23 protein-coding genes are annotated in these 25761 nt (G+C 58.2%); 12 read left to right on the top strand and 11 right to left on the bottom strand.

Annotation, left to right across the window (positions count from 1 at the left end; translation table 11 throughout):
- Positions 1–21 precede the first annotated feature (21 nt).
- The 6 genes from ACR0I1_RS03455 to ACR0I1_RS03430 all read right to left on the bottom strand — a co-directional run bounded on the left by ACR0I1_RS03455 (position 22) and on the right by ACR0I1_RS03430 (position 5937).
- A complete protein-coding gene (locus ACR0I1_RS03455; RefSeq protein WP_480704974.1) occupies positions 22–960 on the bottom strand; it encodes an isopenicillin N synthase family dioxygenase in 939 nt (312 codons plus the stop codon).
- A gap of 173 nt (positions 961–1133) precedes the next feature.
- Positions 1134–2624: a replicative DNA helicase gene (locus ACR0I1_RS03450; protein ID WP_170421945.1), complete on the bottom strand. Its 1491-nt coding sequence runs from the start codon at positions 2622–2624 to the stop codon at positions 1134–1136.
- Positions 2625–2825: 201 nt separating this feature from the next.
- Positions 2826–3503: an orotate phosphoribosyltransferase gene (locus ACR0I1_RS03445; protein ID WP_170406124.1), complete on the bottom strand. Its 678-nt coding sequence runs from the start codon at positions 3501–3503 to the stop codon at positions 2826–2828.
- 330 nt (positions 3504–3833) lie between these two features.
- Positions 3834–4316, bottom strand: a complete 483-nt coding sequence (locus ACR0I1_RS03440; RefSeq protein ID WP_170662710.1) for a CinA family protein — start codon at positions 4314–4316, stop codon at positions 3834–3836.
- On the bottom strand, positions 4313–4810 hold the full coding sequence (locus ACR0I1_RS03435) for a phosphatidylglycerophosphatase A family protein (protein WP_170406118.1): 498 nt from the start codon (positions 4808–4810) through the stop codon (positions 4313–4315). Before ACR0I1_RS03435 ends, ACR0I1_RS03440 begins: the two co-directional genes overlap by 4 nt.
- Positions 4807–5937 (bottom strand): bifunctional 2-C-methyl-D-erythritol 4-phosphate cytidylyltransferase/2-C-methyl-D-erythritol 2,4-cyclodiphosphate synthase, encoded by a 1131-nt coding sequence (locus ACR0I1_RS03430; RefSeq protein ID WP_170662706.1) that lies wholly within the window; start codon positions 5935–5937, stop codon positions 4807–4809. The genes ACR0I1_RS03435 and ACR0I1_RS03430 overlap by 4 nt, the downstream gene beginning before the upstream one ends.
- Positions 5938–6116: 179 nt before the next feature.
- Between ACR0I1_RS03430 and dusB the strand changes: the two genes are divergently transcribed.
- From dusB to ACR0I1_RS03395, 7 genes are all read left to right on the top strand, one after another.
- Complete coding sequence (gene dusB / locus ACR0I1_RS03425; protein ID WP_480704971.1) at positions 6117–7100, top strand: tRNA dihydrouridine synthase DusB; 984 nt, start codon at positions 6117–6119, stop codon at positions 7098–7100.
- The gene (locus tag ACR0I1_RS03420) at positions 7097–8176 is read left to right on the top strand and encodes a two-component system sensor histidine kinase NtrB (RefSeq protein ID WP_480704969.1); all 1080 of its coding nucleotides are present in this window, start codon (positions 7097–7099) and stop codon (positions 8174–8176) included. Before dusB ends, ACR0I1_RS03420 begins: the two co-directional genes overlap by 4 nt.
- Positions 8176–9543: a sigma-54-dependent transcriptional regulator gene (locus ACR0I1_RS03415; RefSeq protein WP_170465303.1), complete on the top strand. Its 1368-nt coding sequence runs from the start codon at positions 8176–8178 to the stop codon at positions 9541–9543. Before ACR0I1_RS03420 ends, ACR0I1_RS03415 begins: the two co-directional genes overlap by 1 nt.
- Positions 9544–9705: 162 nt before the next feature.
- On the top strand, positions 9706–11931 hold the full coding sequence (locus ACR0I1_RS03410) for a sensor histidine kinase NtrY-like (protein WP_480453723.1): 2226 nt from the start codon (positions 9706–9708) through the stop codon (positions 11929–11931).
- A complete protein-coding gene (ntrX, locus tag ACR0I1_RS03405; protein ID WP_170396856.1) occupies positions 11928–13337 on the top strand; it encodes a nitrogen assimilation response regulator NtrX in 1410 nt (469 codons plus the stop codon). Before ACR0I1_RS03410 ends, ntrX begins: the two co-directional genes overlap by 4 nt.
- Positions 13334–13924 carry a helix-turn-helix transcriptional regulator gene (locus tag ACR0I1_RS03400; protein WP_255612092.1) on the top strand — a complete coding sequence of 197 codons (591 nt, stop codon included), beginning with the start codon at positions 13334–13336 and terminating at the stop codon, positions 13922–13924. Before ntrX ends, ACR0I1_RS03400 begins: the two co-directional genes overlap by 4 nt.
- Before the next feature lie 43 nt (positions 13925–13967).
- Positions 13968–15161 (top strand): MFS transporter, encoded by a 1194-nt coding sequence (locus ACR0I1_RS03395; RefSeq protein WP_170567132.1) that lies wholly within the window; start codon positions 13968–13970, stop codon positions 15159–15161.
- Here ACR0I1_RS03395 and ACR0I1_RS03390 read toward each other — a convergent pair.
- A complete protein-coding gene (locus tag ACR0I1_RS03390; protein ID WP_170396863.1) occupies positions 15126–15605 on the bottom strand; it encodes a hypothetical protein in 480 nt (159 codons plus the stop codon). The two genes, ACR0I1_RS03395 and ACR0I1_RS03390, sit on opposite strands and share 36 nt — an antisense overlap.
- Before the next feature lie 96 nt (positions 15606–15701).
- Here ACR0I1_RS03390 and trkA point away from each other — a divergent pair, with 96 nt between their 5' ends.
- From trkA to hflX, 4 genes are all read left to right on the top strand, one after another.
- Positions 15702–17078 (top strand): Trk system potassium transporter TrkA, encoded by a 1377-nt coding sequence (gene trkA / locus ACR0I1_RS03385; protein WP_170396865.1) that lies wholly within the window; start codon positions 15702–15704, stop codon positions 17076–17078.
- Positions 17078–18619, top strand: a complete 1542-nt coding sequence (locus ACR0I1_RS03380) for a TrkH family potassium uptake protein (RefSeq protein ID WP_170396867.1) — start codon at positions 17078–17080, stop codon at positions 18617–18619. Before trkA ends, ACR0I1_RS03380 begins: the two co-directional genes overlap by 1 nt.
- 131 nt (positions 18620–18750) lie before the next feature.
- Positions 18751–18990, top strand: coding sequence for an RNA chaperone Hfq (hfq, locus tag ACR0I1_RS03375; protein WP_005982826.1), 240 nt, complete (start codon positions 18751–18753; stop codon positions 18988–18990).
- A complete protein-coding gene (gene hflX / locus ACR0I1_RS03370) occupies positions 18990–20261 on the top strand; it encodes a GTPase HflX (protein WP_480704966.1) in 1272 nt (423 codons plus the stop codon). Before hfq ends, hflX begins: the two co-directional genes overlap by 1 nt.
- On the opposite strand, the gene ACR0I1_RS03365 is transcribed toward hflX, so the two are convergent.
- The 4 genes from ACR0I1_RS03365 to hemB form a co-directional block, all read right to left on the bottom strand.
- The gene (locus ACR0I1_RS03365) at positions 20258–20653 is read right to left on the bottom strand and encodes a nuclear transport factor 2 family protein (RefSeq protein ID WP_170396870.1); all 396 of its coding nucleotides are present in this window, start codon (positions 20651–20653) and stop codon (positions 20258–20260) included. The two genes, hflX and ACR0I1_RS03365, sit on opposite strands and share 4 nt — an antisense overlap.
- Positions 20654–20756: 103 nt before the next feature.
- On the bottom strand, positions 20757–23219 hold the full coding sequence (locus ACR0I1_RS03360; protein ID WP_480704965.1) for a penicillin acylase family protein: 2463 nt from the start codon (positions 23217–23219) through the stop codon (positions 20757–20759).
- A 165-nt stretch (positions 23220–23384) separates the two neighbouring features.
- Positions 23385–23957, bottom strand: coding sequence for a lipid-binding SYLF domain-containing protein (locus ACR0I1_RS03355; RefSeq protein WP_170396874.1), 573 nt, complete (start codon positions 23955–23957; stop codon positions 23385–23387).
- Positions 23958–24100: 143 nt separating this feature from the next.
- Positions 24101–25099, bottom strand: coding sequence for a porphobilinogen synthase (hemB, locus tag ACR0I1_RS03350; protein ID WP_480704964.1), 999 nt, complete (start codon positions 25097–25099; stop codon positions 24101–24103).
- Between the two features lie 120 nt (positions 25100–25219).
- Here hemB and ACR0I1_RS03345 point away from each other — a divergent pair, with 120 nt between their 5' ends.
- Positions 25220–25744: a component of SufBCD complex gene (locus ACR0I1_RS03345; protein ID WP_170396878.1), complete on the top strand. Its 525-nt coding sequence runs from the start codon at positions 25220–25222 to the stop codon at positions 25742–25744.
- The last annotated feature ends 17 nt before the right edge of the window (positions 25745–25761 follow it).

Genomic DNA, 25761 nt, shown 5'->3' with positions numbered 1-25761 from the left:
CTCAGGTCAAGGGGGAGCACCTTAATTCTTGGCGGGTTTATGCGCCTCATAGGCCGCTTCCAGCTCGGAACGCAGGAAATCCGCAAATAATAAGGGGCTAAACTGAGGTTGGCCGGTCCCGGGTAGAGGTTCGATGATTGTGCTGACATGAGGATCAAAGAAGAACGGAACGCTATATCGTTCACGGCCAGAATGGTTGATGACCCGATGCGGCGTCGAAAGCAGGCGGCCGTTCGACATCCGGTGCAGCATATCCCCGACATTGACGACAAAGGCGTCGGGACGGGACGGAACGTCAACCCAATGCCCTGACGATGTTTTGACCTGCAAGCCGCCCACCTGATCTTGAGCAAGCAGCGTTAGGCATCCGAAATCAGTGTGCGGGGCCGAGCCGAACAGATCATCGGGGCTGGTCTTTGCTTGCGGAGGATAGTGAAGCAGACGCAGCCAGAATGTAGGCTCGTCAAACGCGGAAAGGACCGAGAAATCCTGCGCCTCGCAAGCGATCAGAGCGATATGCATCAATCTACGTCCAAGGGCCGACATAGCCTTAACGTAGGTTTCCAGGGTGTCGCGAAAATCCGGTAGATCAGGCCATCGGTTTGGACCCGAGAGGTAGATATCGGGATCAACGCCAGCATCCTCGCGCATCATCATGAAGCTGGCGGATTGGTTGGGTTTTTTTACATCGGCCAGTGTTGAGTTCACATCTGTCGATGTGTTGATGGCGATGTATCCGCGATGCGTGTGGTCGACTGCGATTGCCAGCTTTTGATCCAGCGGCAGCGCGTGAAACTGTTTTGAGGCTTCGAACACATCGCGCATCAGCTGCGGGTCTATTCCGTGATCTTCGATATAGCCGAAACCAGTCGTGCCGTAGGCCGAACGAAACTCGGCCGCGATTTCCTCATCAGGGCGTGCACCCAGACGAATAACGGGGATCTCTGTGAATTCAGTCATGTCTCTCTCGCTTATATTGGGAAGATTGCAGGGGCAAAAATGCCCCCGGTCTATCCCGCAAAGCGTTTGCGGCGATGCCCGAAATGACGCGCCAGAATCACGCGCCGGGGTAGGGGATTGAGACAAGCTTGCATAGCCCGATCCGTACACATCGGACCGGGCTGGTCAAGGGATCAATAGCCCTCGATCTGGCTGTCCTGTTGCCAAGGTTTGACCAGATTGCCAAATCGGGTGAACTGAGCTTCGAACGACAGCTCGACCGTGCCGATGGGGCCGTGGCGCTGCTTGCCGACGATGACCTCGGCCTTGCCATGCAGGCGCTCCATGGCCTGTTTCCACTCTTCCATCTTTTCCAACTCGTGATCGCCGGGTTTTTCGCGTTCCTTATAGTATTCCTCGCGGAACACGAACATCACAACGTCGGCATCCTGTTCGATCGAGCCCGATTCCCGCAGGTCAGACAGCTGCGGGCGTTTGTCGTCACGGCTTTCTACCTGTCGGCTGAGCTGTGACAGTGCGATGACCGGGATGTTGAGTTCCTTGGCGATGGCTTTCATGCCCATCGAAATCTCGGCGATTTCGTTGACGCGGTTGTCGGCCATTCCGCGGCAGAGCTGAAGGTAGTCGATCACCAGCAAATCCAGCCCGTGCGTCCGCTTCAGCCGCCGTGCACGGGCAGCGAGTTGCGAGATCGGCAGGGCGGGGGTGTCATCGATGAATAGCGGGCAGGCTTCCAGTTCTTTCGCGGCGTCAACGAAGCGGCGGAACTCGGACTCGGTCATGTCGCCCTGGCGGATTTTGTGACTGGAGATCTCGGAAGCCTCGGCCAGAACCCGGCCCGCAAGCTGTTCGGCGCTCATTTCGAGTGAAAAGAACCCAACCACACCGCCGTCGATCGCACCTTCAGAGCCGTCCGGCTTGGTGCCGCGCTTGTAGGCCTTGGCCACGTTAAATGCGACGTTTGTTGCCAGCGATGTCTTACCCATCGACGGACGCCCGGCCAAAATGATCAGGTCGGACGGGTGCAGGCCACCCAATTGCTTGTCGAGATCGGCCAGACCGGTGGAAATCCCCGCCATGCCGCCACCGCGTTGGTACGCCTCGTTGGTGACGTTGACGGCTTCTGTGACCGCCTTGAGGAAGGATTGAAAACCCTGTTCGGTCTGGCCCTGCTCGGATAACTGATAAAGCTGTTGCTCGGCCTCGACGATTTGTTCTTTGGGCTCGCTGCTGACATCGACCCTCGCAGCCTTGTCTGAAATGTCCCGGCCCAGCCGGATCAGCTCGCGCCGAATGGCGAGGTCATAGATCATTTGGGCGTAGTCATGCACCGCAAAGGCACTGATCGATGCACCGGCAAGCTTGACCAGATAGGCCGGACCACCCAGTTCCTTCAGGCCCTCATCCTCGGCCATGAAAGACTTCAGCGTGACGGGTGAAGCCAGCGCATTTTTAGCGATACGGGTCGACGCGACTTCGTAGATGCGCGCATGAACCGGATCATAGAAATGCTCGGCCCCAATAATCGATGCGACCCGATCATACAGATCGTTATTCGTCAGAATAGCACCCAGAAGCTGCTGCTCGGCCTCGATGGAGTGCGGCATTGTTTCTGGGTTCTGAATCTGTGCGGCGGCCTGCTCGATACTGCTGATCTCGTTCATTGCTGTTCTCTTTGTCCCCTGGACAGAGGCCATAGCGCGGCCCTGTGAGTCGGCGCAAATTGTATGTTTTCTGGGGATATGCTGTGCATATCTCTCTGCCCCATCATATTGAAGGATGAGGCAGGGTTGCGTCAACATCTTGTGGATGAAGCGATCGACGCAGCGGTCAGTGTTTCCATTCTGAAAACAGTTTGCGCAACGTCAGCTTTTATGTGCGTCCTGCCAACCGCGCGGGTCGTTCAGGAAGGCCTCGACGCCATCAAGCGTCTCTTCGTCAAAGGCCTTTTGCGCTTTGGCTTCCGCCAAAACATCCCACCAAGTACAAAGCGAGTGCAATTTTACGCCGTGATCGCCCAGCGTTTTCTCGGTTTCGGGGAAAATACCATAATAGAAGATCACAGCCGTATGCCCACAGGTCGCACCGGTTTCGCGGATCGCGTCGACAAAGGACAGTTTTGAGCCTCCATCGGTGGTCAGGTCTTCAACCAGCAGTACCCGCTCACCCTCGCTCATCGCGCCTTCGATGCGGGCGTTCCGGCCGTAGCCTTTGGGTTTCTTCCGCACATAGGTCATTGGCAGTGCCATGCGCTCGGCGACCATTGCAGCGAAGGGAATACCCGCTGTTTCGCCACCGGCGATATTGTCAAACGCTTCGAACCCCGCGTCGCGCATCACGGTAACCGTCAGGAAGTCCATCAGAGTTGAGCGGATGCGCGGGTACGAGATCAGCTTGCGGCAATCGATATAGGTCGGGCTTGGTAGACCGCTGGCCAGCGTGAAAGGTTCGCGGGAATTAAAGTGTACGGCTTTGATCTCCAGCAGCATCCGCGCGGTCAGGCGGGCGATTTCGGTGCTGTCGGGGAAGGAACTGGGGATCATGGCGCAAACCTCTGGGCTGAAAGGGTGTCGCAGGCTGATAGCCTGACCCCCGGCCCAGAGTCGAGAGGGCACGCCAAAAGAAAAGCGGACCCCCAAGAGGTCCGCTTGATGCCCTTGCGGGCAGAGCAGCCAAGGTGGGCTTGACTGCTCATTTCTCGGGCTCGCTTTCCGCAATCGGCAAGACCGTGCCTTCAATCTCGGTTTCGACGTGTATGCGAGGCGAGGTAAGAAGCGCAACCACCATTGCCGTCACAAATGTGTAGGCTGCCGCGCAGTAACTGTATTCAGCGCCCAGTATTCGAATTGATGCGCTGTAGGTTGCACGTTTTCTTAGGTCTGAGCCAGATCAGCAAGAGCGTCGCTCAAAAGGGTCAAAGCGTGGTCCCGTGCAGCGCGACGTACGTTATCCCGTCCCTGGGCTCCGAATTCCACGGTCTCGGTTCGGGTCGGTTGACCCTGTGCAGCGAGGCCAAAGCAAACGCGGCCTTCGGGTTTGTGTTCGGACCCGCCGGGGCCCGCGATGCCGGTGATCGAGACCGCCAGCTGCGCCCGCGAATTCAGCAGGGCGCCATTGGCCATTTCTTGGGCGACTTCTTCTGAAACTGCGCCATACGTCTCAAGCGTATCGGCGCGCACGCCCAGCATCTCTTGCTTTGCGGTGTTGGTGTAGGTGACAAAGCCGCGCTCAACCACGGCAGAGCTGCCGGGGATGTCAGTCAGTGCAGCGGCGACCATACCACCGGTACAGCTTTCAGCAGTGGCGATCATCATGCCCTGCGCCTTGGCGCGATCCAGCAGGTCGACAACGATCATTGACCCATGACTCCATGTGAGATACCGGCGAGGACGACCACACCGATGGCCGCAAAGACGCCAGCGATCACATCATCCAGCATGACACCCATCGGATCTCCACGCCGGTCGGCCCAGCCAATGGGACCGGGTTTGGTAATGTCGAAGAGGCGGAACAAGAGAAAACCCGCGATCCAGCCGGGCCAGAGCGCTGTGATGTCGATCCCATGCGCCCAAGACGGGTAGGAAATCGCCCATATCGCGATGAATTGGCCCGCGACTTCATCAATGACAATTTCGGACGGGTCGTGGTCATCTTGTCCAGCTGTCATCACTTGCGTAGCCCACAGGCCCCCGAAGAAAACCGCGAGTGTTGAGATGACCAGCAAGGGGAAGCCACCCAGCGTATGCAGAACCCACGCCAGCGGCAAAGCAGCCAGCGATCCCCAGGTGCCGGGGGCAGGGCGGAGGTAACCGACGCCGCAGACGGTTCCGATTAGACGAGCCGCTGTCATGACTTCACCAGACAGGCAGTTGCGAGCGAGGCAATGCCTTCGCTGCGACCGGTAAAGCCCAGCCGTTCGGATGTGGTGGCCTTGACCGAGACCTGATCGGTGCGCAAGCCCATGATCCGTGCCATTTCGGCACGCATGGTATCGGCATGAGGGCCGATCTTGGGAAATTCGCAGACCAGTGTGCAGTCGACATTCGAGATCTCATAGCCCAACTGCCCAGCCAATTCGACTGCGTGGCGCAGGAAAATTTCACTTGCTGCACCTTTCCACTGCGGATCGGAGGGCGGAAAATGCTGTCCGATATCACCCCGCGCCAGGGCGCCATAGATCGCGTCGGTGACCGCGTGCATCCCCACATCTGCATCGGAGTGACCTTGGAGCCCACGATTGTGCGGCACCTTCACACCGCAGAGGATCACGTGATCTCCGTCACCAAAGCGGTGCACGTCGTAGCCGTTGCCCAGCCTTACATCCATATTCATACCCATTGTACGTTCGGCCCGTGCGAAATCCTCGGGCCGTGTGATTTTCAGGTTATCCGCATCGCCCGGAATAATCGCGACTTCGATTCCCGCAGCGCGCGCGACTTCTACATCATCCGCTGCACCTCCGGGATGGGCTGAATGGGCGGCGGTGATTGTGCCATAATGAAATCCCTGCGGTGTCTGCGCAGCGTAAAGGCCGGATCGATCCTGCGTTCCTGTGACCACTGAACCGTCGCCTGTCCAGAGCGCATCCGTGACGGCCAAGCCCGGAGCAGCTGCCGCATGCGTGTCGAGTGCTTTCAGAACATCGCCGATTATCCGAGCGCTGACGCAGGGTCGGGCGACATCATGTATCAAAACCTTTTCAACGCTGTACGCTTCCAAAGCCTGCAACCCGTTGCGCACTGATCTGGCGCGGTCTGCACCGCCGGGTGCAAGGATCAGGTTTGTCGCGCTGAATTCTTCCCAAACGGCTGTGTCCTCTTCGGCCAGCACCAAAACGACGTGATCAACCAACCCTTCGAAGCGGTCAATCGCCCAATCGGCCACGCGCCGCCCAGCCAAGGCACGCCACTGTTTGGGCACTCCGCCTCCGGCGCGCTGGCCGCGCCCGGCGGCGACGATGATGGCGGCTGTGGTCATCTGAAAGGTCTCCTGATTGGGGCATTGTTTAGGGGGCGGTGAATGCAGAGGCAATCACCCGCGTCAATTTGCTTAAAAAATAAGCATATGATGATTTTGCGGGCTTGAACGCTCCCGTTTTATTGTTCATATGCCGCAATTTCGATATCAAATGCGCAACTGCTCAAGGATTAAGCACATTGGCCCTGCGTCTTGCTGAAAAGGATCTGACCCCTCCGGTGCTGTTGGCGCCAATGGCCGGAATCACCGACCGGCCTTTTAGGGACCTTGTGATGCGCTTCGGCGCGGGGATGGTTGTCAGCGAAATGGTCGCCAGCCAAGAGATGGTACAGGCCAAACCAGGCGTACGTGAACGGGCCGAGCTGTCGGCGGATGTGGAAAACACCGCTGTGCAACTGGCCGGACGCGAGGCGCATTGGATGGCCGAGGCCGCCCGGCAAGTCGCTGACCGGGGCGCGCGCGTGATCGATATCAATATGGGTTGCCCAGCAAAGAAGGTAACCAATGGCTATTCCGGTTCGGCTTTGTTGAAAACTCCGGACCATGCACTGACGCTGATCGAGGCCGTTGTGGGTGCAGTTGATGTGCCTGTTACGCTGAAAACGCGGCTAGGCTGGGATGACAATCTGTTGAACGCACCGGATGTGGCGCGGCGGGCGCAGGACGCAGGCATCCGGATGGTGACCATCCATGGGCGTACGCGCTGTCAATTCTATAAAGGCCGGGCAGATTGGCGGGCGATCCGGGCGGTGAAAGAAGCCGTCTCGATCCCTGTCATCGCAAACGGTGACATCGTCGATACCGAGGCCGCGCAAATCGCGCTGAATCAGTCCGGGGCCGATGGCGTCATGATAGGTCGTGGGGCGCAGGGCAAGCCCTGGCTGCTGGCGCAGATTTGCCATGATCTCTATGGCGCTGCTTCGCCAACCATTCCCACGGGCACTGAACTGATCGAGATGGTGCGTGGCCACTATCTGGCGATGCTGGAGTTCTACGGTACCGATCTGGGCCTGCGCGTCGCACGCAAACATCTCGGTTGGTACATGGATGAGGCCGGAACACCCGCCACCTTGCGGCGGGCTGTCCTGACATCCCGCGACACCAATGAGGTGTTACGGCTTTTGGCAGATGCGCTTAGTGGCACGGCGGAGGCAGCAGCATGACCTCTGACCAGAGCATCTGGACCTCGCTTCCGGTTCCGGCGTTCATTATCGATGCCGAAGATCGGATATCGGACGTCAACTCCTCGGGTGAGGGGTTTCTGAACGCCTCCCGCAAGGCAGTGATTGGACTCCCGGTCTGGGATCAACTCGCGGTTGACGCGCCGTTGGAAGAGGCGTTTCTGCGCGCGCGTCAACAAGGTACACCGCTGTTCGTGAACGATGTGGACGTTGGGTCGGGAAATCGCGCGCCGCTACAATGTGCGCTGCAAATCGCACCGCTGATGGGGCATCCCGGTTCAATGATCATGATCATCTCGCCGCGCGAACTGGCCGGTCGGATGACCCGTGGCAACACTGTGAAATCGGCAGCGCAGTCTGCGATTGGTATGGCCGAGATGCTGGCGCATGAGATCAAGAACCCTTTGGCAGGGATCACCGGTGCGGCGCAATTGCTCAGCATGAATATTTCGCAGCAAGATCTTGAGCTCACTGACCTTATCGTTGAGGAAAGCCGCCGCATTGTGAAGTTGTTGGAGCAAGTAGAACAGTTCGGCAACCTGTCTCAACCCGATTTCAAACCGGTCAATATCCACGATGTACTGGATCGCGCGCGCCGGTCAGCGCTGTTGGGTTTTGGCGCGCATATGACGATTATCGAGGATTACGACCCCTCGCTGCCCTTGGCCTACGGGGACCCGGATCAGTTCCTGCAGGTGGTTCTGAACTTGCTCAAAAACGCTTCGGAAGCTGCTGATGGCAACGGTACAATCCGGCTGCGTACCTATTTTGAGCATTCATTCCGACTGCGGCGCAGTGACGGTTCGGGTCATTCGCTGCCTCTGCAGATCGAGATTATTGATGATGGGCCGGGCCTGCCGGAAAATATTCGCAGTGATATTTTCGACCCCTTCGTGTCGGGCAAGGAGAACGGCACCGGGCTTGGGCTGGCGCTGGTCAGCAAGATCGTTTCCGACCACGACGGCTGGATTTCGGCTGAATCTGTGCCCGGTCGCACTAGTTTTCGACTGTCCCTGCGGCGTGCACCGAACGACGCGTATGAAAAGGAGAGCATCTGATGGATGGCACAGTACTGGTTGCCGATGACGACCGCACGATCCGCACGGTTCTGACACAGGCCCTGACGCGGGCGGGGTGCAAGGTTCACGCGACATCTTCGCTGACCACGCTGATGCGCTGGGTAGCCGAAGGCAAGGGCGACGTTGTGATCTCGGATGTGGTAATGCCGGATGGAAACGGGTTGGAGATGCTGCCAAAGATCGCGCAGGACCGTCCCGGTTTGCCGGTCATCGTGATCTCGGCCCAGAACACCATCATGACAGCCATTCAGGCGGCTGAGGCGGAAGCTTACGATTATCTGCCAAAGCCTTTCGATTTGCCCGATCTGATGAAGCGCACCGCGAGGGCGCTGGATCAAAAGCAGCGGGTACAGGCTGAGCCGGTGATGGCCAGCGAAGACCGACCTGATGAACTGCCGCTTGTCGGGCGCACCCCGGTGATGCAGGCGCTTTATCGTCTGGTCGCTCGGGTGATGAACACGGATCTGTCTGTGATGATTTCTGGTGAAAGTGGGACGGGTAAATCTCTGATAGCACGCGCTATTCACGATTTCTCTGACCGAAGGACACTGCCCTTTGTCACCGTGACAGCTGCCGATCTGAGCGATTTGGAAGGCCCGGCACGGGTTATGGCGCGCGTACGTGGTGGTACGCTGCTGATCGATGAAATTGCCGATATTGATGATGAGATCCAGGCCCGTATCGTGCGCATGATGGACACGCCGGGCGATCACGTGCCGCGTTTCATGGCCACAAGTCAATCAGATCTGACCGACGCGATGGAAAACGGTCGCGTGCGGCAAGATCTCTATTACCGTCTCTGCGGTGCGACGATCCACGTGCCTGCGTTGCGCGAACGGGTTGATGATATCACCTTGCTGACCGATCACTTTCTGGCGCGGGAGGAGCGGGAAAGCGGCGCGCAGCGTCGCCTCAGCCCCGAAGCGGTCGAGTTGGTGCGCCGGTATTCCTGGCCCGGCAATGTCCGACAGCTTGAAAATGCGATCCGGCGTCTTGGTCTAACCAGCCGTTCTGATGAAATCTCGCGCACCGAAGTTGAGATGGTGCTGGGTAGCCAGCCCGAGGCCGAACCAGTTCTGGGTGATGGCGAGCGTGAGAAGCTGTCATCTTCTGTTGGTCGTCACCTGCGCCGGTATTTTGATCTGCACGGAAACATCCTGCCGCCTCCCGGCCTCTATCAACGTATTCTACGCGAGGTCGAGGCACCGTTGATCGAAATCGCGCTGGATGCGACTGGTGGAAATCAGGCAAAATGTGCTGATCTCCTGGGGATTAACCGGAATACGCTGCGGAAAAAGATTACTGACCTCGATATTCAGGTGACACGCCGTCGCAAACTGATGTAATATCGCCACACAAACAGTGGCATTCGGGTTCGACCCCGGGAACGACCACGATATATGGCGGTAAGCCGCGCAAGCGGCACATCAGAATGAGGGCAGACGGTGGCAACCCGGGCACAGAACGGGCCGATCCTATCGATCAACCGGTGGCGCAAGTCCCGGAGGATGCGCAATTTCAGTACCTTGGGATTGGTTATGCTGGGCCCGGTTCTGGCGCTTGCAACCTATCTCGTCATTGGCCCTTTTGATCTTGGCGCGGCGGCACCGACACTGCGGCTGATTTTGTTGGCTGATCTGGTCTACGTGCTGGTCGTAGCTGCGCTGGTGTTGGGCCAATTGTTCAGTCTGATCGCCGCACGTCGCGCGAAATCTGCGGGCTCCCGTCTTCACCTGCGCCTGATCGGCGCTTTCACGCTGTTGGCTCTGGTGCCGACGGTCACCGTGGCGATTTTCGCCGGGCTGACGGTGAATATCGGCCTTGAAGGTTGGTTCTCGGACCGTGTGCGGCAGGTGGTTGGGTCGTCACTAACTGCAGCCGAAGCTTACGAACAGGAACACCGCGAGGGCCTGACGCAGGATGCGGTTGTTCTGGCGCGTTTCCTCGATAACGCGCGATCGTTGGATTATTTTGTCTCAGACGCCGAATTGCGAGAGGTTCTGGCCCAGGGTCAGGCCCAGATACAACGCGGCTTGCGCGAGGCCTATGTGATCGATGGCAGCGCCGAAATCCGATCGCGCGGTGATCGGTCCTACCTGTTCGACTACGAGGCACCAACTCCCGAAGAGATGATCGAGGCCAATGATCAGGGCGTGGCCATCATTGCCGATTGGGAGAACAGCGAATTCCGCGCGCTTGTTCCTTTGCATGCCTATCTTGACCGGTATCTTTATGTCAGTCGCGAGGTTGATGGGCAGCTTCTGACCCTGCTTGATGAAACCAAAGAGACAGCACAGTTCTACAGCCAACTGGAAAGCGAGCGGGGCAGGGTCCTGTTCGAATTCGGCCTTCTGTATCTCGGCTTTGCTGTGATCCTGATTCTGGCCGCGATGTCGCTGGGCATGTGGTTCGCCGAACGCCTTTCTCGCCCTGTCGGACGGCTGACAACGGCGGCGCAACGCGTTGGTGCTGGTGATCTTAGTGTTCAGGTCATCGAAGAGGCCAGCGACGACGAAATCGCGATGCTGGGCCGCTACTTCAACCAGATGACTCGTCAGTTGAAGGGGCAGCGCGACACGCTGTTGGAAAACACGCGCCATATCGAACGTCGAAGGCGGCTATTTGATTCAGTTCTAAGCTCGGTGACATCCGGTGTCGTTGGCGTTGATTCAGAGGGCTGTGTGACCTTCGTGAATCGGTCCGCCGAACGTCTTCTGGGCTGGTCTGGTGGAGAGCAGAACCTGGCAATCGGCATCGCTGTTCCCGAATTTTTGCCTTTGTTCGAAGCCCTTAAGGACAGCGGGCAAGAGGCGGTCCAGGGGGAGATCAAGGTAACCCGCAAAGGCCGGTTGGAGAACTTACTGGTACGCATGGCGACACGGCGTGGCGAGGATGGAAGGCTGGAAGGCTACGTTGTAGCCTTTGATGACGTGACCGATCTGGTAAGCGCGCAGCGCATGGCGGCGTGGGGTGATGTGGCCCGTCGCATTGCGCATGAGATCAAGAATCCGCTGACACCGATCCAACTGAGCGCCGAGCGGATCAAACGCAAATTCTCGCGCAAGCTGGATGAGGACGATTGCGATAGCCTGGAATCGATGACCGACGTGATCGTGCGGCAGACCAATGATCTGCGGCGGATTGTTGACGAGTTCTCGAAATTCGCACGCATGCCCGAACCGGAACGGCGCGAAGAGAATATCGTGACGCTAGTGCGTGAGGCGGTTCTGTTGCAGCAGGCGGGTCAGCCTGATGTTCAGATCGATGCGGACTTACCTGAACAGCCCATTTTGGCGGATGTGGATTCGACCATGTTGAGCCAAGCGTTGACGAACCTGATCAAGAACGCGGGCGAGGCTATTGAAACGCTGAAAGAAAAAGGCGCACCGGACAATCTGAAACCTCAGATCAAAGTCGTAGTCTCCACTGACGATGCAGGAACGCAGATCACCATTGCGGACAATGGCATCGGTCTGCCCGAGGACAGGGCACGGCTGTTCGAACCTTATGTGACCACGCGTGACGAAGGCACCGGCCTTGGCCTGCCCATCGTAAAGAAGATCATCGAAGAACATGGCGGAGCGCTGACATTGGAAGACGCGCCCACATTCGACGGACAGGACCATTTCGGCGCAATGGCTGTCATTCGTCTACCCGGGGCCTCAGGCGGCCCGACAAATGCGCCGGAAAAACAGGCGATTAAAACAAACAAACTGAAAGCAGGCCAAAGATGAGCGACATTCTGATCGTAGATGACGAACGCGATATTCGCGAATTGGTGTCCGACATTCTGGAGGACGAAGGCTATTCCACCCGGCTGGCTGCAAACTCGGATGAGTGCATGTCGTCGATCAATGCCGAACCTCCGGGGCTGTTGATCTTGGATATCTGGCTGAAAGATAGCCGGATGGACGGGATCGACATCCTGAAAGCTGTAAAACGGGACAACCCGGATGTTCCGGTGGTGATCATTTCCGGACATGGCAATATCGAGATTGCGGTGGCGGCTATCAAGCAGGGGGCTTACGACTTTATCGAAAAGCCCTTTAACATTGACCAGTTGATGGTGGTGATCCGCCGTGCGATGGAAACCTCGCGCCTGCGTCGCGAGAATGCCTCGCTGAAGCGGCAGGAAGTCAGCTGTTCAGACATGATTGGCAATTCTGCGTCGTTCCGAGCGATGCAGGGGCAGTTGGACAAGGTAACAAAGTCGAATGGCCGGGTTATGCTCAGCGGGCCGGCTGGGTCGGGCAAGGAAATTGCCGCGCGCTATATCCATGCCCATTCCAACCGGGCGAATGCCCCATTTGTGACGGTCAATTGTGCGGGGATTGAACCTGAGAGGGTTGAAGAGGTTCTGTTCGGACGAGAATCGTCTGAGCGCGGAATCGAGTCAGGCCTGTTGGAAGAGGCGCATGGCGGCGTTGTCTACTTCGACGAAGTCGCTGACATGCCGCTGGGGACGCAGTCCAAGATTCTTCGCGTGTTGGTTGATCAGCAATTCCAGCGTGTTGGTGGCTCTGACAAGGTGCGGGTTGATCTGCGGGTCATCTCCTCGACCAACCGCGATCTGGAAGAAGAGATCGCCGCCGAACGATTCCGCGAAGAACTGTATCACCGGCTGAATGTGGTGCCGATTGCGGTTCCCTCGCTGGAGGAACGGCGAGAGGACATCCCGGTTCTGGCGCAACATTTCATCGAGATGTGCAACGATACACAGGGTCTGCCGATGCGCGAGCTGTCGGATGAGGCTATTGCTTTGCTACAAACGATGACATGGCCGGGCAATGTGCGTCAGCTGAAGAACCTGATCGAGCGGGTGCTGATCCTAGGCGACAGCACTGGCCCGATCGAGGCCCGCGAGTTGCCCAACGAAGAAGAGAAATCCGACGAGTCCGGGCGCGTGGTACTGTCTGGCGCACTGGCGACGCTGCCGCTGCGTGAGGCGCGCGAAGCGTTCGAGCGTGAATATTTGCTGACCCAGATCAATCGGTTTGGTGGCAACATAAGCCGCACGGCCAGTTTTGTCGGCATGGAGCGCAGCGCCTTGCACCGCAAGCTCAAGTCGCTGGGCGTCGTGACCTCGAACAAATCCGGTGCGCGGGTGGCTCAAATTGACGAGCCCGAACCAGCCGAGTGATTGCCGCGCCGAATAAGAAGACCGCAGCCGTTTCCATCGGTTTTCCCGCCTTTGGTAAACGGTTGAAGCGGTTGCGGCGGTCGGTTGGACTTAAGCAATCCGCCCTCGCAGATCTGATTGAAGTCGACCAAACCACGATTTCCCGGTGGGAAAACGGGGGTCAAACGCCATCGCCGCATATTCAACAGTCCGTTTTTGCAGCGTTGGGGCCGGTTCGGGTGCAGGATTCTGCGCTGAAACGTCTGGTCGTTCATTCGGCAGAGTGCTTGCACCTTGTCGAAGAGGCCAGCCATATCTGCCTTGCTTATTCGGGCAGCCGGGCGCGGGATTGGAAGACCTCACAGCGCGCCTTGCTGGGCGTGTCGCTTTGGCAATTTGCAACGGATGAGATCCGACAAGCCGAAGCAGAACTGCAGAAAGATGGCTGGTGGGATTTGCATTCGCCTTCACCCAAAGCGTTTCTGACTTCCGAGGCTGTGCATGATCAAATCAGGATCAGCGCCGGGCAAATCGTGTGGGAGCGGTTGTATCTGGGTGATGGCACTCCGGTCCGTCTGGTCAGCGGGCGGCGCGAAGTCACCGCATAATTTATGCGTTCCGCTGTCAGGTTAGGCGCGATAGACCGGCTGCATGAGTGACTCTTTTCGCACATTCTTGCAGGTCATGCTGATCTGGTTTGCTGGCCTCGGTGCGGCAACCCAATTTGCAAAGATTGCCGTACCATTTTCTGATGTGGGGCTGTTGTACCCGGACAATGCTGCCGTGATCGGCTGGTTGCTGTCCATTATCAGTCTAATGGGGGCTGCTTTGGGCGCGATATCCGGAGCGATCACAGCGCGTATTGGGCCAAATCGTCTATTGCTATCAGGGCTTGTGCTCGGCGGCGCGTTATCTTTGCTGCAAGCAAGCTTGCCGGTTTTTCAACTGATGCTGCTCAGCCGGGTGATCGAGGGGCTGTCCCATCTTGCGATTGTGGTGGCGGCACCGACGCTGATTGCTCAGATCACATCCGGTCGGGCGCGGTATAATTCCATGGTGCTGTGGAGTACATTCTTTGGCGTTGCATTCGCATTAAACGCTTGGGTTGGGCTGCCCATCGTCGATCGTTTCGGACTGCCCACATACTTTGCCATGCACGGGGGTCTGATGCTGCTGATCGCCGCGCTGATCGCGCTTAGCAATCTGAAAACCGACATGGGCCAGACGGAGGGTACCGGGTGGGGGCTCTCCGCCTTCCTTGATGTGCATATCAGGACCTACCGCTCACCCTTTATTTCGGCCCCGGCAATTGGCTGGTTCTTTTACACGCTGACATTTGTTTCTCTGTTAGCGATCCTGCCGGGTCGTTTACCCGAAGGGCAGGGTGCATCGATTGCAGCACTTATGCCCTTGGCAGGGATTGTACTGTCATGGCTGCTGGTGCCCTTGCTGTTGACCGTCCTGTCCTGCGTCAGCGTCGTCAATCTGGGCTTTGTGCTGGGGATCGCGACGATCATCGCATTGTTTCTGGGGGCGCCCCTTACGTTCGGATGTATCGCCTTGTTTGCCGTGCTCGGGCTTGTACAGGGCGGCAGCTTCGCCGCAGTGCCAGAGTTAAACGATACCACCGAAGCCCAAGCCCTGAGTTATGGTGCGATGGCGCAGATGGGCAATGCCGGAAACCTGCTTGGAACCCCGGTATTGCTGGCGATATTGCTGGGCGTCGATGAGGCTGGCATGTTTGTAGCCGTCGCCGCGTTCTATAGCATCGCGATCATAGCGCATCTGCTGCTGGCGCGGCGTCGCAAATCAGCTGGCTTGTCCCGGAGTGATGATCTGAAATGACCCGTCGTCGAATTTCACGAAACAGGACGCGCTGTTCAGCGGCGGGAGCGTCGTGGTGCGCGTGGGCGTGACCCGCGATTTGACACCTTGTTTGCAAGGCGGAAGGCTGACCGGGCGATAGCCCTTTTGGGCCATGCACTGCGCCTCGACCTTGTTTCTCAGCCCCTGATTCACGTCGACGGTATAGACCCGCCCAGGCTCCCACCATCCGGGGTTGCGATAACAGCGTCCTCGGCCATCGCAATAGGTGCGCCCGGGCCAATAGACTGGCGGGCTCTGCCGGACCTGATTGGCGACAGGGGCGTCCTTGAGCGCCTGCACCTGGCAGTTCGTGGTCTCGGTCTGCATCCGCGAGACGCTCTCACCTTCGCGATAATACAAAGAAAGCGGACCACAGGCGGACAGCGTCAGCAGGCAAATCAGAGCAGGCAGAATGGTTTTCATATGCTTACTTTGGCGCAGCTTAGGAGGCATGACAATTCAATTGACCGCTTTGGGGGCATCTGTCATTCAAAGATTTCAGGCAGAAAGGCCAAGAGCATGAAGGTCATCATATGCGGTGCCGGTCAAGTCGGCTGGCAGATTGCGCGTCACCTTTCGGGCGAACTGAACGATGTGACGGTGGTCGACAACAATCCCGATCTGGTACGTCGCGCGACCGAGACGCTGGACGTGCAGGGGATCGCGGGGTTCGCCAGTTATCCGGATGTGCTGGATCGTGCAGGGGCCCGCGACGCCGATATGATCATCGCCGCGACCCATTCGGATGAGGTGAATATGGTCACCTGCCAGATGGCGCATTCGGTTTTTTCGATCCAGCGCAAGATCGCGCGTTTGCGGTCGAAATCCTATCTTGAAGCAATCCATTCCGATCTCTACCGCCGCGATCATCTGCCCATTGATGTAGTGATCAGCCCGGAACGCGAAGTTGCCGCCGCAGCGATGCGCCGTCTTTCGGCACCTTCTGCTTTCGATACCGAGATATTCATGGATGGAAAGGCGCAGCTGCTGGGCATTCGGGTCGAGGAAGACTGCCCAATCGTCAACACACCGCTGCGACAATTGACCGACCTGTTTTCCACGCTCAGCTCGATTGTGGTTGGTGTGCGCCGCGAAGGGACGCTGTTTGCGCCGGAATCCGAGGATCAGCTGTTTGTAGGCGACGAATGCTACGTCTTCACTAGCGTAAAAGACGTTGAACGTACGATGGAGGTGTTCGGCAAGGCTCAGCGTAAGCAAGATCGTGTGGTGATCGTCGGCGGCGGTAATGTCGGGTTGGAAGTGGCCCGCACACTGGAAGAGCGCGAAAGCCGGGTGCGTGCCAAGATTATCGAGCGTGACCGCAAATGCGCCGAAATCGCTGCCGAAGCATTGGAGCGGACGATTGTTCTGAACGGCGACGGCCTAGATTCATCTTTGCTGAGCGAAGCAGGGATTGAGCGCGCCGACGCGATGTTGGCGGTCACGGATGACGATCGCACCAACATGCTGGCCGCGGTACGCGCCAAGGGAGAGGGTTGTCCACTGGCCATCGCCCTGATCAACGATCCCAGCATGGTCGCTTTGATGGGACCGCTGGGGATTGACGCATATATCAACCCGCGCGCCACCACTGTCAGTTCGATCCTGCGTCACATTCGGCACGGGCGCGTGCGTCAGGTGTATTCCATTGGTGATGCCGAGGCCGAGGTAATCGAGGCCGAAGTGCTATCAACCTCGCCCATGGCCGGACAAAAGCTGCGCGACATCGATTTCCCAGAAGGCGTTCTGGTCGGCGCAGTACGCAAAGGTGACGAGGTTCTGCGCCCGACCGGCAGCCTGCGCATCGACGAGAAAGACGTGGTGGCGATCTTTGCAATGGCCAAAGACGTGCCCGAGGTTGAGCGTCTGATGCAGGTTTCAATCGATTTCTTCTGATGTTGCAGGCACGCGGACAGCAACGGATCGGAGTATTGCGGCGATTGCCGCTGCTGCTGATGATCTGGGGTATCGTGTCGCTGGCAATGTGGATACCCGCAGTTTATGCGCTGGCGCTGGATGATCACGCCACCTCACGGTCATTCTTCTATTCCGGATTGCTGGGTGTTTTTGCGGTGTCGATCATAGCTCTGGCCATGTCGAACCGACGACCACGGCGGGGAACGCTTGGCCAATTGGCGGTTCTGCTGGCCGCCTTTACCGTACTGCCGATATTTCTTGCTATTCCGTTTCATGATGCGCTGGGGACAACCAGCTTCCTGAACGCCTATTTCGATATGGTCAGCGCGCTGACCACAACCGGCGCTGATCTGTTCCCCGATCCTGCACGCCTTTCGGCGCCGTTGCACTTATGGCGCGCGTTGGTCGGTTGGATGGGCGGATTGCTGATGTGGATCTCGGCGGCCGCGATTCTGGCACCCTTGTCGTTGGGCGGTTTCGAAGTCACAGCCCGGGGGCAACCAGGGCGTCCCGTCTCGGGCGTGGCACAGAGCGAGAAGTCCGATCCACGCGGCCATCTGATCCGCGTGTCGCGCACATTGGCACCCGTTTATGCGGGTTTGACAGCTGTGATCTGGATCCTGCTGTTGATCGCAGGTGAGCAAGGGCTTACTGCCGTGAGCCACGCGATGTCAGTGATTGCGACTTCCGGCATATCACCCGTCGGTGGATTGGAAGGATCGACCGCAGGAATCACTGGCGAGGCGATCCTGTTCCTGTTCCTGTTCTTTGCCCTGTCGCGGCTGACCTTTTCGACCGATACAGCGACCTCAGGGTATTCGCGGCTGGACAAAGACCCAGAATTTAGGATTGGCATCTTCATCGTGCTGGCGGTCGCTGTGCTGCTGTTCATCCGGTTTTTGGCTGGAACGGCCGAACTGAACATTGCCGTCGAAGTGCGGCAAGCACTTGGCGTTTTTTGGGGGTTCATGTTTACGGCGATGTCGTTTCTGACCACGGCCGGATTTGAAAGCGCCAACTGGAACGACGCGCAGCAATTGTCGGGCTTGAGCACACCGGGCCTGATTCTGATGGGGCTAGCCCTGGTCGGAGGAGGCGTGGCGACGACTGCGGGTGGGGTAAAGCTGTTGCGGGTTTTTGCGCTCTATCTGAATGGCAAGCGCGAGATTGACCGACTGATCTATCCTTCTTCGGTCAGCGGAGAGGGTGGCGGCAACCGCCGCATTCAAAGCGACGGTGCCTTCATCGCCTGGATCTTCCTGATGATGTTCGCCCTGACGTTGGCCTTGTTCGATTTGTTGCTGGCCGTCATGGGCGTAGGTTTTGAACAGGCCATGTTGCTCAGCGTTGCCGCTCTCAGCACCACGGGGCCGTTGATAGAATTGGCAACGGATGTGCCCATACGTCTGATTGATCTTTCCAGCGGGGCCAAGTTGACGGTCTGCGCGGCGATGGTGATCGGGCGGTTGGAAACTCTGGCGATCGTGGCACTGATTACGCCAACGCTGTGGCGCGATTGACCCTGCGTCAGGCACCTGGTGTTACTGCCTGATTTTTCATCTGGAATATCTGTGCGCGGCACTCCATACTCTGCCGGAGGGAGCGCGTTGGTCCGCAGCGCGTAGCAAGAACAATGGCGAGATAACAAAATATGGCTTCGGACAGACAGAATCTGCAGGACGCGTTCCTGAACAATGTACGGAAAGCAAAGGTCCCGGTCACAATATTCCTGATCAACGGTGTGAAATTGCAGGGTGTAATCACCTGGTTCGATAACTTCTGCGTGCTGCTGCGCCGCGACGGACAGTCGCAGTTGGTGTACAAGCATGCGATTTCGACCATCATGCCGTCACAGCCGATCAACCTTTATGAGGGCGAAGACGCCTCTTGATGGAACATGAGAGGGCGCGCACCCGGGCTTGGGTGCTGCATCCCGAAATCAAATCAGATGAACAGCGCCGCGTCCCCGAACCGGCGCTGGAAGAGGCGGTGGCATTGGCTGCCGCTTTGCCCGATCTGGATGTGGTCGGGTCTGAAATCGTGCGCCTGCCGCGCGCGCAGGCTGGTTTTCTGTTCGGCAGCGGCAAGATCGAGGAACTGGCCGAACGCCTCCACGACAATGAGATCGAGCTGGTTCTGATCGACGGGCCAGTGACTCCGGTTCAGCAGCGCAATCTGGAAAAAGCGTGGAAGGTCAAAATCCTCGACCGGACCGGTTTGATTCTGGAAATATTCAGCGACCGTGCGCGTACCCGTGAAGGTGTGCTGCAAGTTGAGATGGCCGCGCTTAGCTATCAGCGTACGCGACTGGTTCGGGCCTGGACCCACCTGGAACGTCAGCGCGGTGGCCTTGGGTTTGTGGGTGGTCCCGGTGAAACTCAGATCGAGGCCGACCGGCGTGCCATTGATGAACAACTGGTCCGCCTGCGCCGCCAATTGCAAAAAGTGGTGAAGACCCGCACCTTACACCGCGCAGCACGCGCGAAGGTTCCATACCCGATTGTTGCACTTGTTGGCTATACAAACGCCGGGAAATCCACGCTGTTCAACAGCCTAACCGGGGCCGAGGTGATGGCAAAAGACATGCTGTTCGCCACGTTGGACCCAACCATGCGACGGGTTGAGCTGCCGGATGGCCCCGAGGTGATCCTGTCCGATACCGTGGGTTTCATCTCGAACCTGCCCACGGAACTGGTTGCGGCCTTCCGCGCCACGCTGGAAGAGGTTCTGGGGGCTGATCTGGTCGTGCATGTCCGCGATATCAGCCACGAAGAAACCGAGGCACAGGCACGGGATGTTGAGGCGATCCTGAACTCTTTGGGTGTTGAGGACAGTCGCCCCCGGTTGGAGGTTTGGAACAAGATCGATCTGCTGAGCCCGGAAGACCGCGAAGCCGCGCTTGCCCGGGCCGAGCGTGATCCGGCGATCTTTGCCATATCGGCCGTAACGGGCGAAGGTGTTGATCCGCTGCTGTCTGAAATCGCCACGATCCTGCAGAGCGCGCGGCATGAGACTATCCTGAAACTGGGCTTTGCCGATGGTGACAAACGCGCGTGGCTCTATCGTCAGGATGTGGTCAGGTCTGAAGATCAGACCGAAGAGGGGTTCGAGATCACGGTGCTCTGGACTGACAAGCAGGCGTCCCGCTTCGCGGCGTTCTAGGTACCGTCTATCTGGCGCTGGTAATCCTCTGCATCGAACCACCCAAGCGACGATAGCACCTTGTTGTCCTTTGAAAGCTCCCACTCTTCCCAGCCGCGTGTAACGACACGGTTGCCGGTCTCGGCGTGATGGCCTTCGAGGGTCCAGACAAAAATGGCATGCCCTCCGGCCCAACGCATCATATCGCAACGCACCTCAAGATCGGGGAATTCTGCATAGAACCCGCGGGCCATTTCAGCGATTTCGGCATGGCCGCGCAGGGGCTCACCGCGATTAATGCTGATCTGACCTTCGGGGGCGAAAAAACTGGCGACCAAGTCGGGATCGCCCGAGCTCCAGGCGATCGCATAATCGCGTGCGAGATTGTTTAAGGTGTCTCGAAAGCTGCCCATGCATTTTCCCCCTTCGTGCAATGCGACGGCCAGACGAGTTTAGGCGATAACGAAGGGGTGCGCCACGCGAGGTTCAAAAAGGGGCGGGGATTTGCCGATCAGATCAGCGCGGGTTCAGGACGGTGACACCAACCGCCGCTGCACGGGCAAGCCCGATATCCAGCGACATGGGGATGTATTCTCCGCGCCGCCATAGTTGGGCCTGATCGTCATAATAGCGGGATAGGAAATGGCCTGACTGGCCAGTCGCGGTGATGAAAACCGAACTATCGGGGTCCGCAAAATCGTAGACGCCACGATAACCTGCGCCATGCACATTCTGGAACGGGTCTGGTCCTTCGCCTGACGTGCGCCCGCGCAGCAGGGTGTTATCGCCGCCGCTGGTGGATTGGCGGATGTTGACGAAAAACCGCAGCACCGGAACCTGGCCCAGCGCAGGGTGGTCCTGGGTGGCCTGATGCGCATCGCCCCAGCGTAAAGATTCGAGTGCGGGGCCATAGCGCTCGGAAATCCAAATGATCGCGTCATCCAGGGCCAGTCGTGCCATGTCGGTGCAGTTTTCAACGGGCGCGCTCTGAAGAACGTCGCACCAGACCGAGGCACCGTCGATATCGCGATACACCCGTTCGATAAACAGCGGCTCGACATGCTTGTATTCGGCAGCCAGCGGGCCAAGTTCGTCCGAGATCAGGCGGATTTGCAGCGCGCGCAACCATGCGGCGTAGATCAGGGGTTCCGGCAGATGCTCGTTCATCTCACCGTTCCAGTTGGCCAGCAGATCCAGCGCGATCTGACGCTGCCGTTCGGGCGTGCCATCGGGTGCCGACTCACCGGTAAACCAGAGGTCGGCGCCGATCAGAGGAAGCAGTGATCGCGCTGTAAAGCTAACCGTGTCCAACTGCGCTTCGATAAAACTGTCACGCGTATGTACCTCGCGCGATTGCATCAGGCGTTCCCAGCGATTGACCCGCTGGGTGTCGCCCCACTCGTACGACACATGGCGCGGGAAGGGCCGGTCGATAATCTTGTTGTTGGTGTTACCCAGAACTCCGCCGACCGGGGCCACGAATTCAGGATTGTCTGAATAGGGCAGGCGGCCCTGCCAACGGTTCCGTTCCAGCCAGCCGGGGGTGGGAATGCGGCCTCGGCTTTGATTGTTCAGATCGCGCCGGGGCATTGCGCCGACCAGTTTCATGCCGATCGTGTCTTTATCGACAAGCGACAAGTTTTGCGAAGGGGCAATATAGTCCTCGGCCGCGTCGATGGCGTCTCGAACTGAATCGGCATTCATCAGCGCCAAAGAGGCGCTCATGGATGTATCGCGGGGGCTTAGCGCGCTCCACGACAGAGACGCGACATGGCCCGGTGGTGTGATGGTTTCCAGATCATAATGCGTGCCCGGCAGAACCGGGCCATTCTCGGTCCAGCGCAGGGTCAGGGTAATTGGGGCGGCGTCTTTGATCTCGATAATCGAAGGGCGGGTCTGAAAGCGTTTGTAGCCGTCTGGGGTAAGGTATTCTTCGGGATTGTCGGGGTTCAGTTGTTCGATGTGAACGTCCTGATCGTCCAGATAGGAGGAGGTAAGGCCCCAGCCCAGGCGCTCACTCCGTCCGGCTGAGATTGCCGGTACGCCTGGAATCGTTGCACCGATAACGCCGCCTTTGGCCAGTTCCAGCCGCGCCAGATACCAGATACCCGGGGCGGTGAGGCCCAGATGCGGATCGTTTGCCAGCAACGTGCCACCGCTGGCCGAGCGGGACGGCGCGGCGGTCCACGCGTTTGACGCACCTGCCAGCCCGCGCTGCGGGAAAGGCGACAGCGGCGTGTCGGGCATCGGGGTGCCTTGGGCATAGCGCGGAAGGTCTGGAAACAGATCAGCATACTCGGGCAGCGCGGCAATACCGGGACCGGGGACGTCGGGCAGAATGTCGGCCAGCCGTGCGGGATTATCCAGCATCAGCGATGTGCGTGCGCGCAACACTTCATCAGCAAGATGGCCGGAAAGCTGCAGGCTCATCAGCTTGATAATCGCTACGCTGTCGCCCGGCTGCCATGGGGGAACGGGGGCGTTGAACAGGAACATCTCGGGGGCGCCACGTCCAAGCGCCTGTTCGTTGATCTCGGTAAGCCGGGCGTTGATCCCTGCGGAATAAGCGCGAAGCGCGGCCTTGGTATAGTCGTCCTGAAACTCGACTGAGCGATGGGCGAGTCCGTAAAGATCGAAACGACGCAGTAATTTGTCGATGGCTACCGTGCGCTGGCCGAACACTTCGGACAAGCGGCCCTGTGCGGTCCGACGCAGAATGGTCATCTGCCACAGCCTGTCTTGTGCATGGGCATAGCCCAGACCAAAGAACACGTCCGGGTCGGACTGGCCCAGTATATGCGGCACATTTGCAGTGTCGCGAACGATCTCGACAGGGGCAGTTATTCCTTCAACTTCAAGCGTTTGATTGTATTCAGGCAGGGATTGGCTGGCCAGAAAGTAGACCAACCCCACAGCAGCGATTGCCAGCAGGATCAGGCCTGTCGTAAGTCTCACCAGCCAGCGAAAAACCAGACCCATCTGTCCCCCGAGAATTCTATGCGGTCATTTGCGCCAAGGTTACTGGAACCTCCGCCCGACCGAAAGAGGAATGCCACTGGAATTTGTGGAAATCCGCGAAAACTCGGAGCCCCGCCACAAGATGTAGCGGGGCTCGTCAGAGGGGGGAGGGTGGTATCTTGGGTCTTAGGGGATGATGCGCGTATATTTGGTGCCTTCGACCGTCGCGCCGAACTTCAGACCCGCTTGTCCAAAGACTGCGGCCAGCACGGGTTTGCGCAACTGAGTGGTGTCGGTCGACAAGGATTCTCCGGTCGCGTCGACGACGTATCCGATATCTGCACCGGCCGTCCAACCGCTGGAGCGGCGGAAATCGTTCAAGGCCTCTTCGGTCATAAAGAACAGAACATGCGCATATTGCTGTGCGCCGATCTGCAGGCCCGCAGTACCGGAGATGGCGGAATAATAGTCGACCGTCGCGCCCTGAATACGCAGTGCACCCTGACCATAGGCGCCACCAAAGATAAATCCGGCATCTGTAATCAGTGGCATGACCAACATTCCGTTGGCCTTGTTGGCAATCTCAACGGTGTTGGGATACTTGCTGTACATCTCGTTCAGCGTCGCGTCGACGCGCGCGTCGAGTGTGACTGCGTTGGAGTTGCCAACGCCGTTGCCGCAGGCGGCGGTCAGCGTCAGTCCGGCCATGCCAAAAGCAAAACCGCGACGGCTAAGTCGGGGGGAGTTTGAACTGCTCATGTTTCTCTGTCTCTGTGTATGTGCCTGAAATGTCGGGTGTTCCCGATCTTGTCTGCAAGAATACGCCGATTGCACCGGCCTGTCACGGGAAAGCTGTGCTGCGCACGCAGCAAATCGGCGAAAAATTGCGACAATCTGAGGTGTTAGCCCTGCAGGATGCGCGCGGCTTCGGGTGCAAAATAGGTCAGGATGCCGTCACACCCTGCGCGCTTGAAGGCCAGTAGGCTTTCCAGCATCACCCTTTCGCCGTCGATCCAACCGTTTTGTGCAGCGGCTTGGATCATCGCATATTCGCCAGACACCTGATAGGCATAGGTCGGCGCACCGAAGCTGTCTTTGACCCGTCGGCAGATGTCCAAGTATGGCATCCCCGGTTTGATCATGACCATATCTGCACCCTCGGTCAGATCGCGCTCGATCAGACGCAGGGCCTCGTCCGAGTTGGCAGGATCCATCTGATAGGTCTTCTTGTCACCGGTCAGCGCGCCTGATGCCCCAACGGCGTCGCGGAAAGGGCCGTAGAAAGCGCTGGCATATTTGGCGGCATAACTCAGGATCATGACATTGTGGTGACCCGCCGACTCAAGTGCGCTGCGCATGGCGCCGATACGGCCATCCATCATGTCGGACGGGCCGATGATGTCAGCTCCGGCTTCGGCCTGCGCCAGCGTCATTTTCACCAGCGCCTCAACAGTCTGGTCATTCACAATCTCGCCATCGACCACATAGCCGTCATGGCCGTTGATGTTGTAGGGGTCCAGGGCCACATCCGTCATCACCGCGATTTCGGGCGCAGCAGTCTTAATTGCACGAATGGCGCGGTTGGACAGGTTGTCGGGGTTCCAGGCCTCGGCACAATCTTCGGTTTTCAGGCTCGGATCGGTGTACGGGAAAATACATATTGCAGGAATACCAAGGGCTTGCGCTTCCACCGCGGCTTTGGTGATCAGGTCGACCGAGCGTCGCACGACCCCGGGCATCGACGGCACGGGTTCTTCGATATTTTCACCGTCGCGAACAAAAACAGGCCAGATAAAGTCATTCACGGTCAAGGTGTTCTCGCGCACCAGACCCCGGATCGCCTCGGATTGGCGGGCCCGGCGGAAACGGGTCCGGGGATATGGGGCGATGGTCGGTTTCATGGCGCACTCTCCTTGAACAATTGCGCATTGGGTGGCATGAATTCCCGGTGGTCTCAAGGGTAACAATGGACGCATCGCTGCGATGACGGTCCCTGCGGACGTTGAACAAAGGGCAGACGCTTGGACATATACTCTTCGATTTTCGAACTCATCGACATGCGGAGCTTTTCGAATCTGTGGTACTGGATCGGTCTGGCCGTTCTTTGGTCATCTGCCAGCCACTGGACGATGGGGGTGCCCTATGATCTGGTGATGCGCGCCCGTCGTGTGGGTGGTCAATCAGAACAAGACCTTCTGGATGTCGCGCGGATCAACTCGAACAGAGTGTTGTACATCGTCGAAACCTCGGGTCTGGTATTGATGGCAATTTGCTGTTTTGTTTTGACTGGCCTTGCGACGTTGGGGTTCTTCTACGACGTGGAATTTGCACAGGCCGTATTCCTTCTTCTGCTCCCGATGTGTTTTGTCATGATGATCAGTATTGCGGCAGCGCGTCGATTGCAGACTCAAGAAGCGACCGTAGAAAATGTTTCCAAAACGCTGACGCGCAGTCGGACCTTTACTCAGATTATCGGTATGTTCTCGATCTTGATCACTGCGTTCTGGGGAATGTATCAGAACATTTCGATTGGTGTCCTGGGTTAGTAGTCCCTGAAAGGCAA

The sequence above is a fragment of the Ruegeria sp. B11 genome, assembly GCF_056539785.1.
This window is presented reverse-complemented; position numbering and strand designations above follow the sequence as displayed.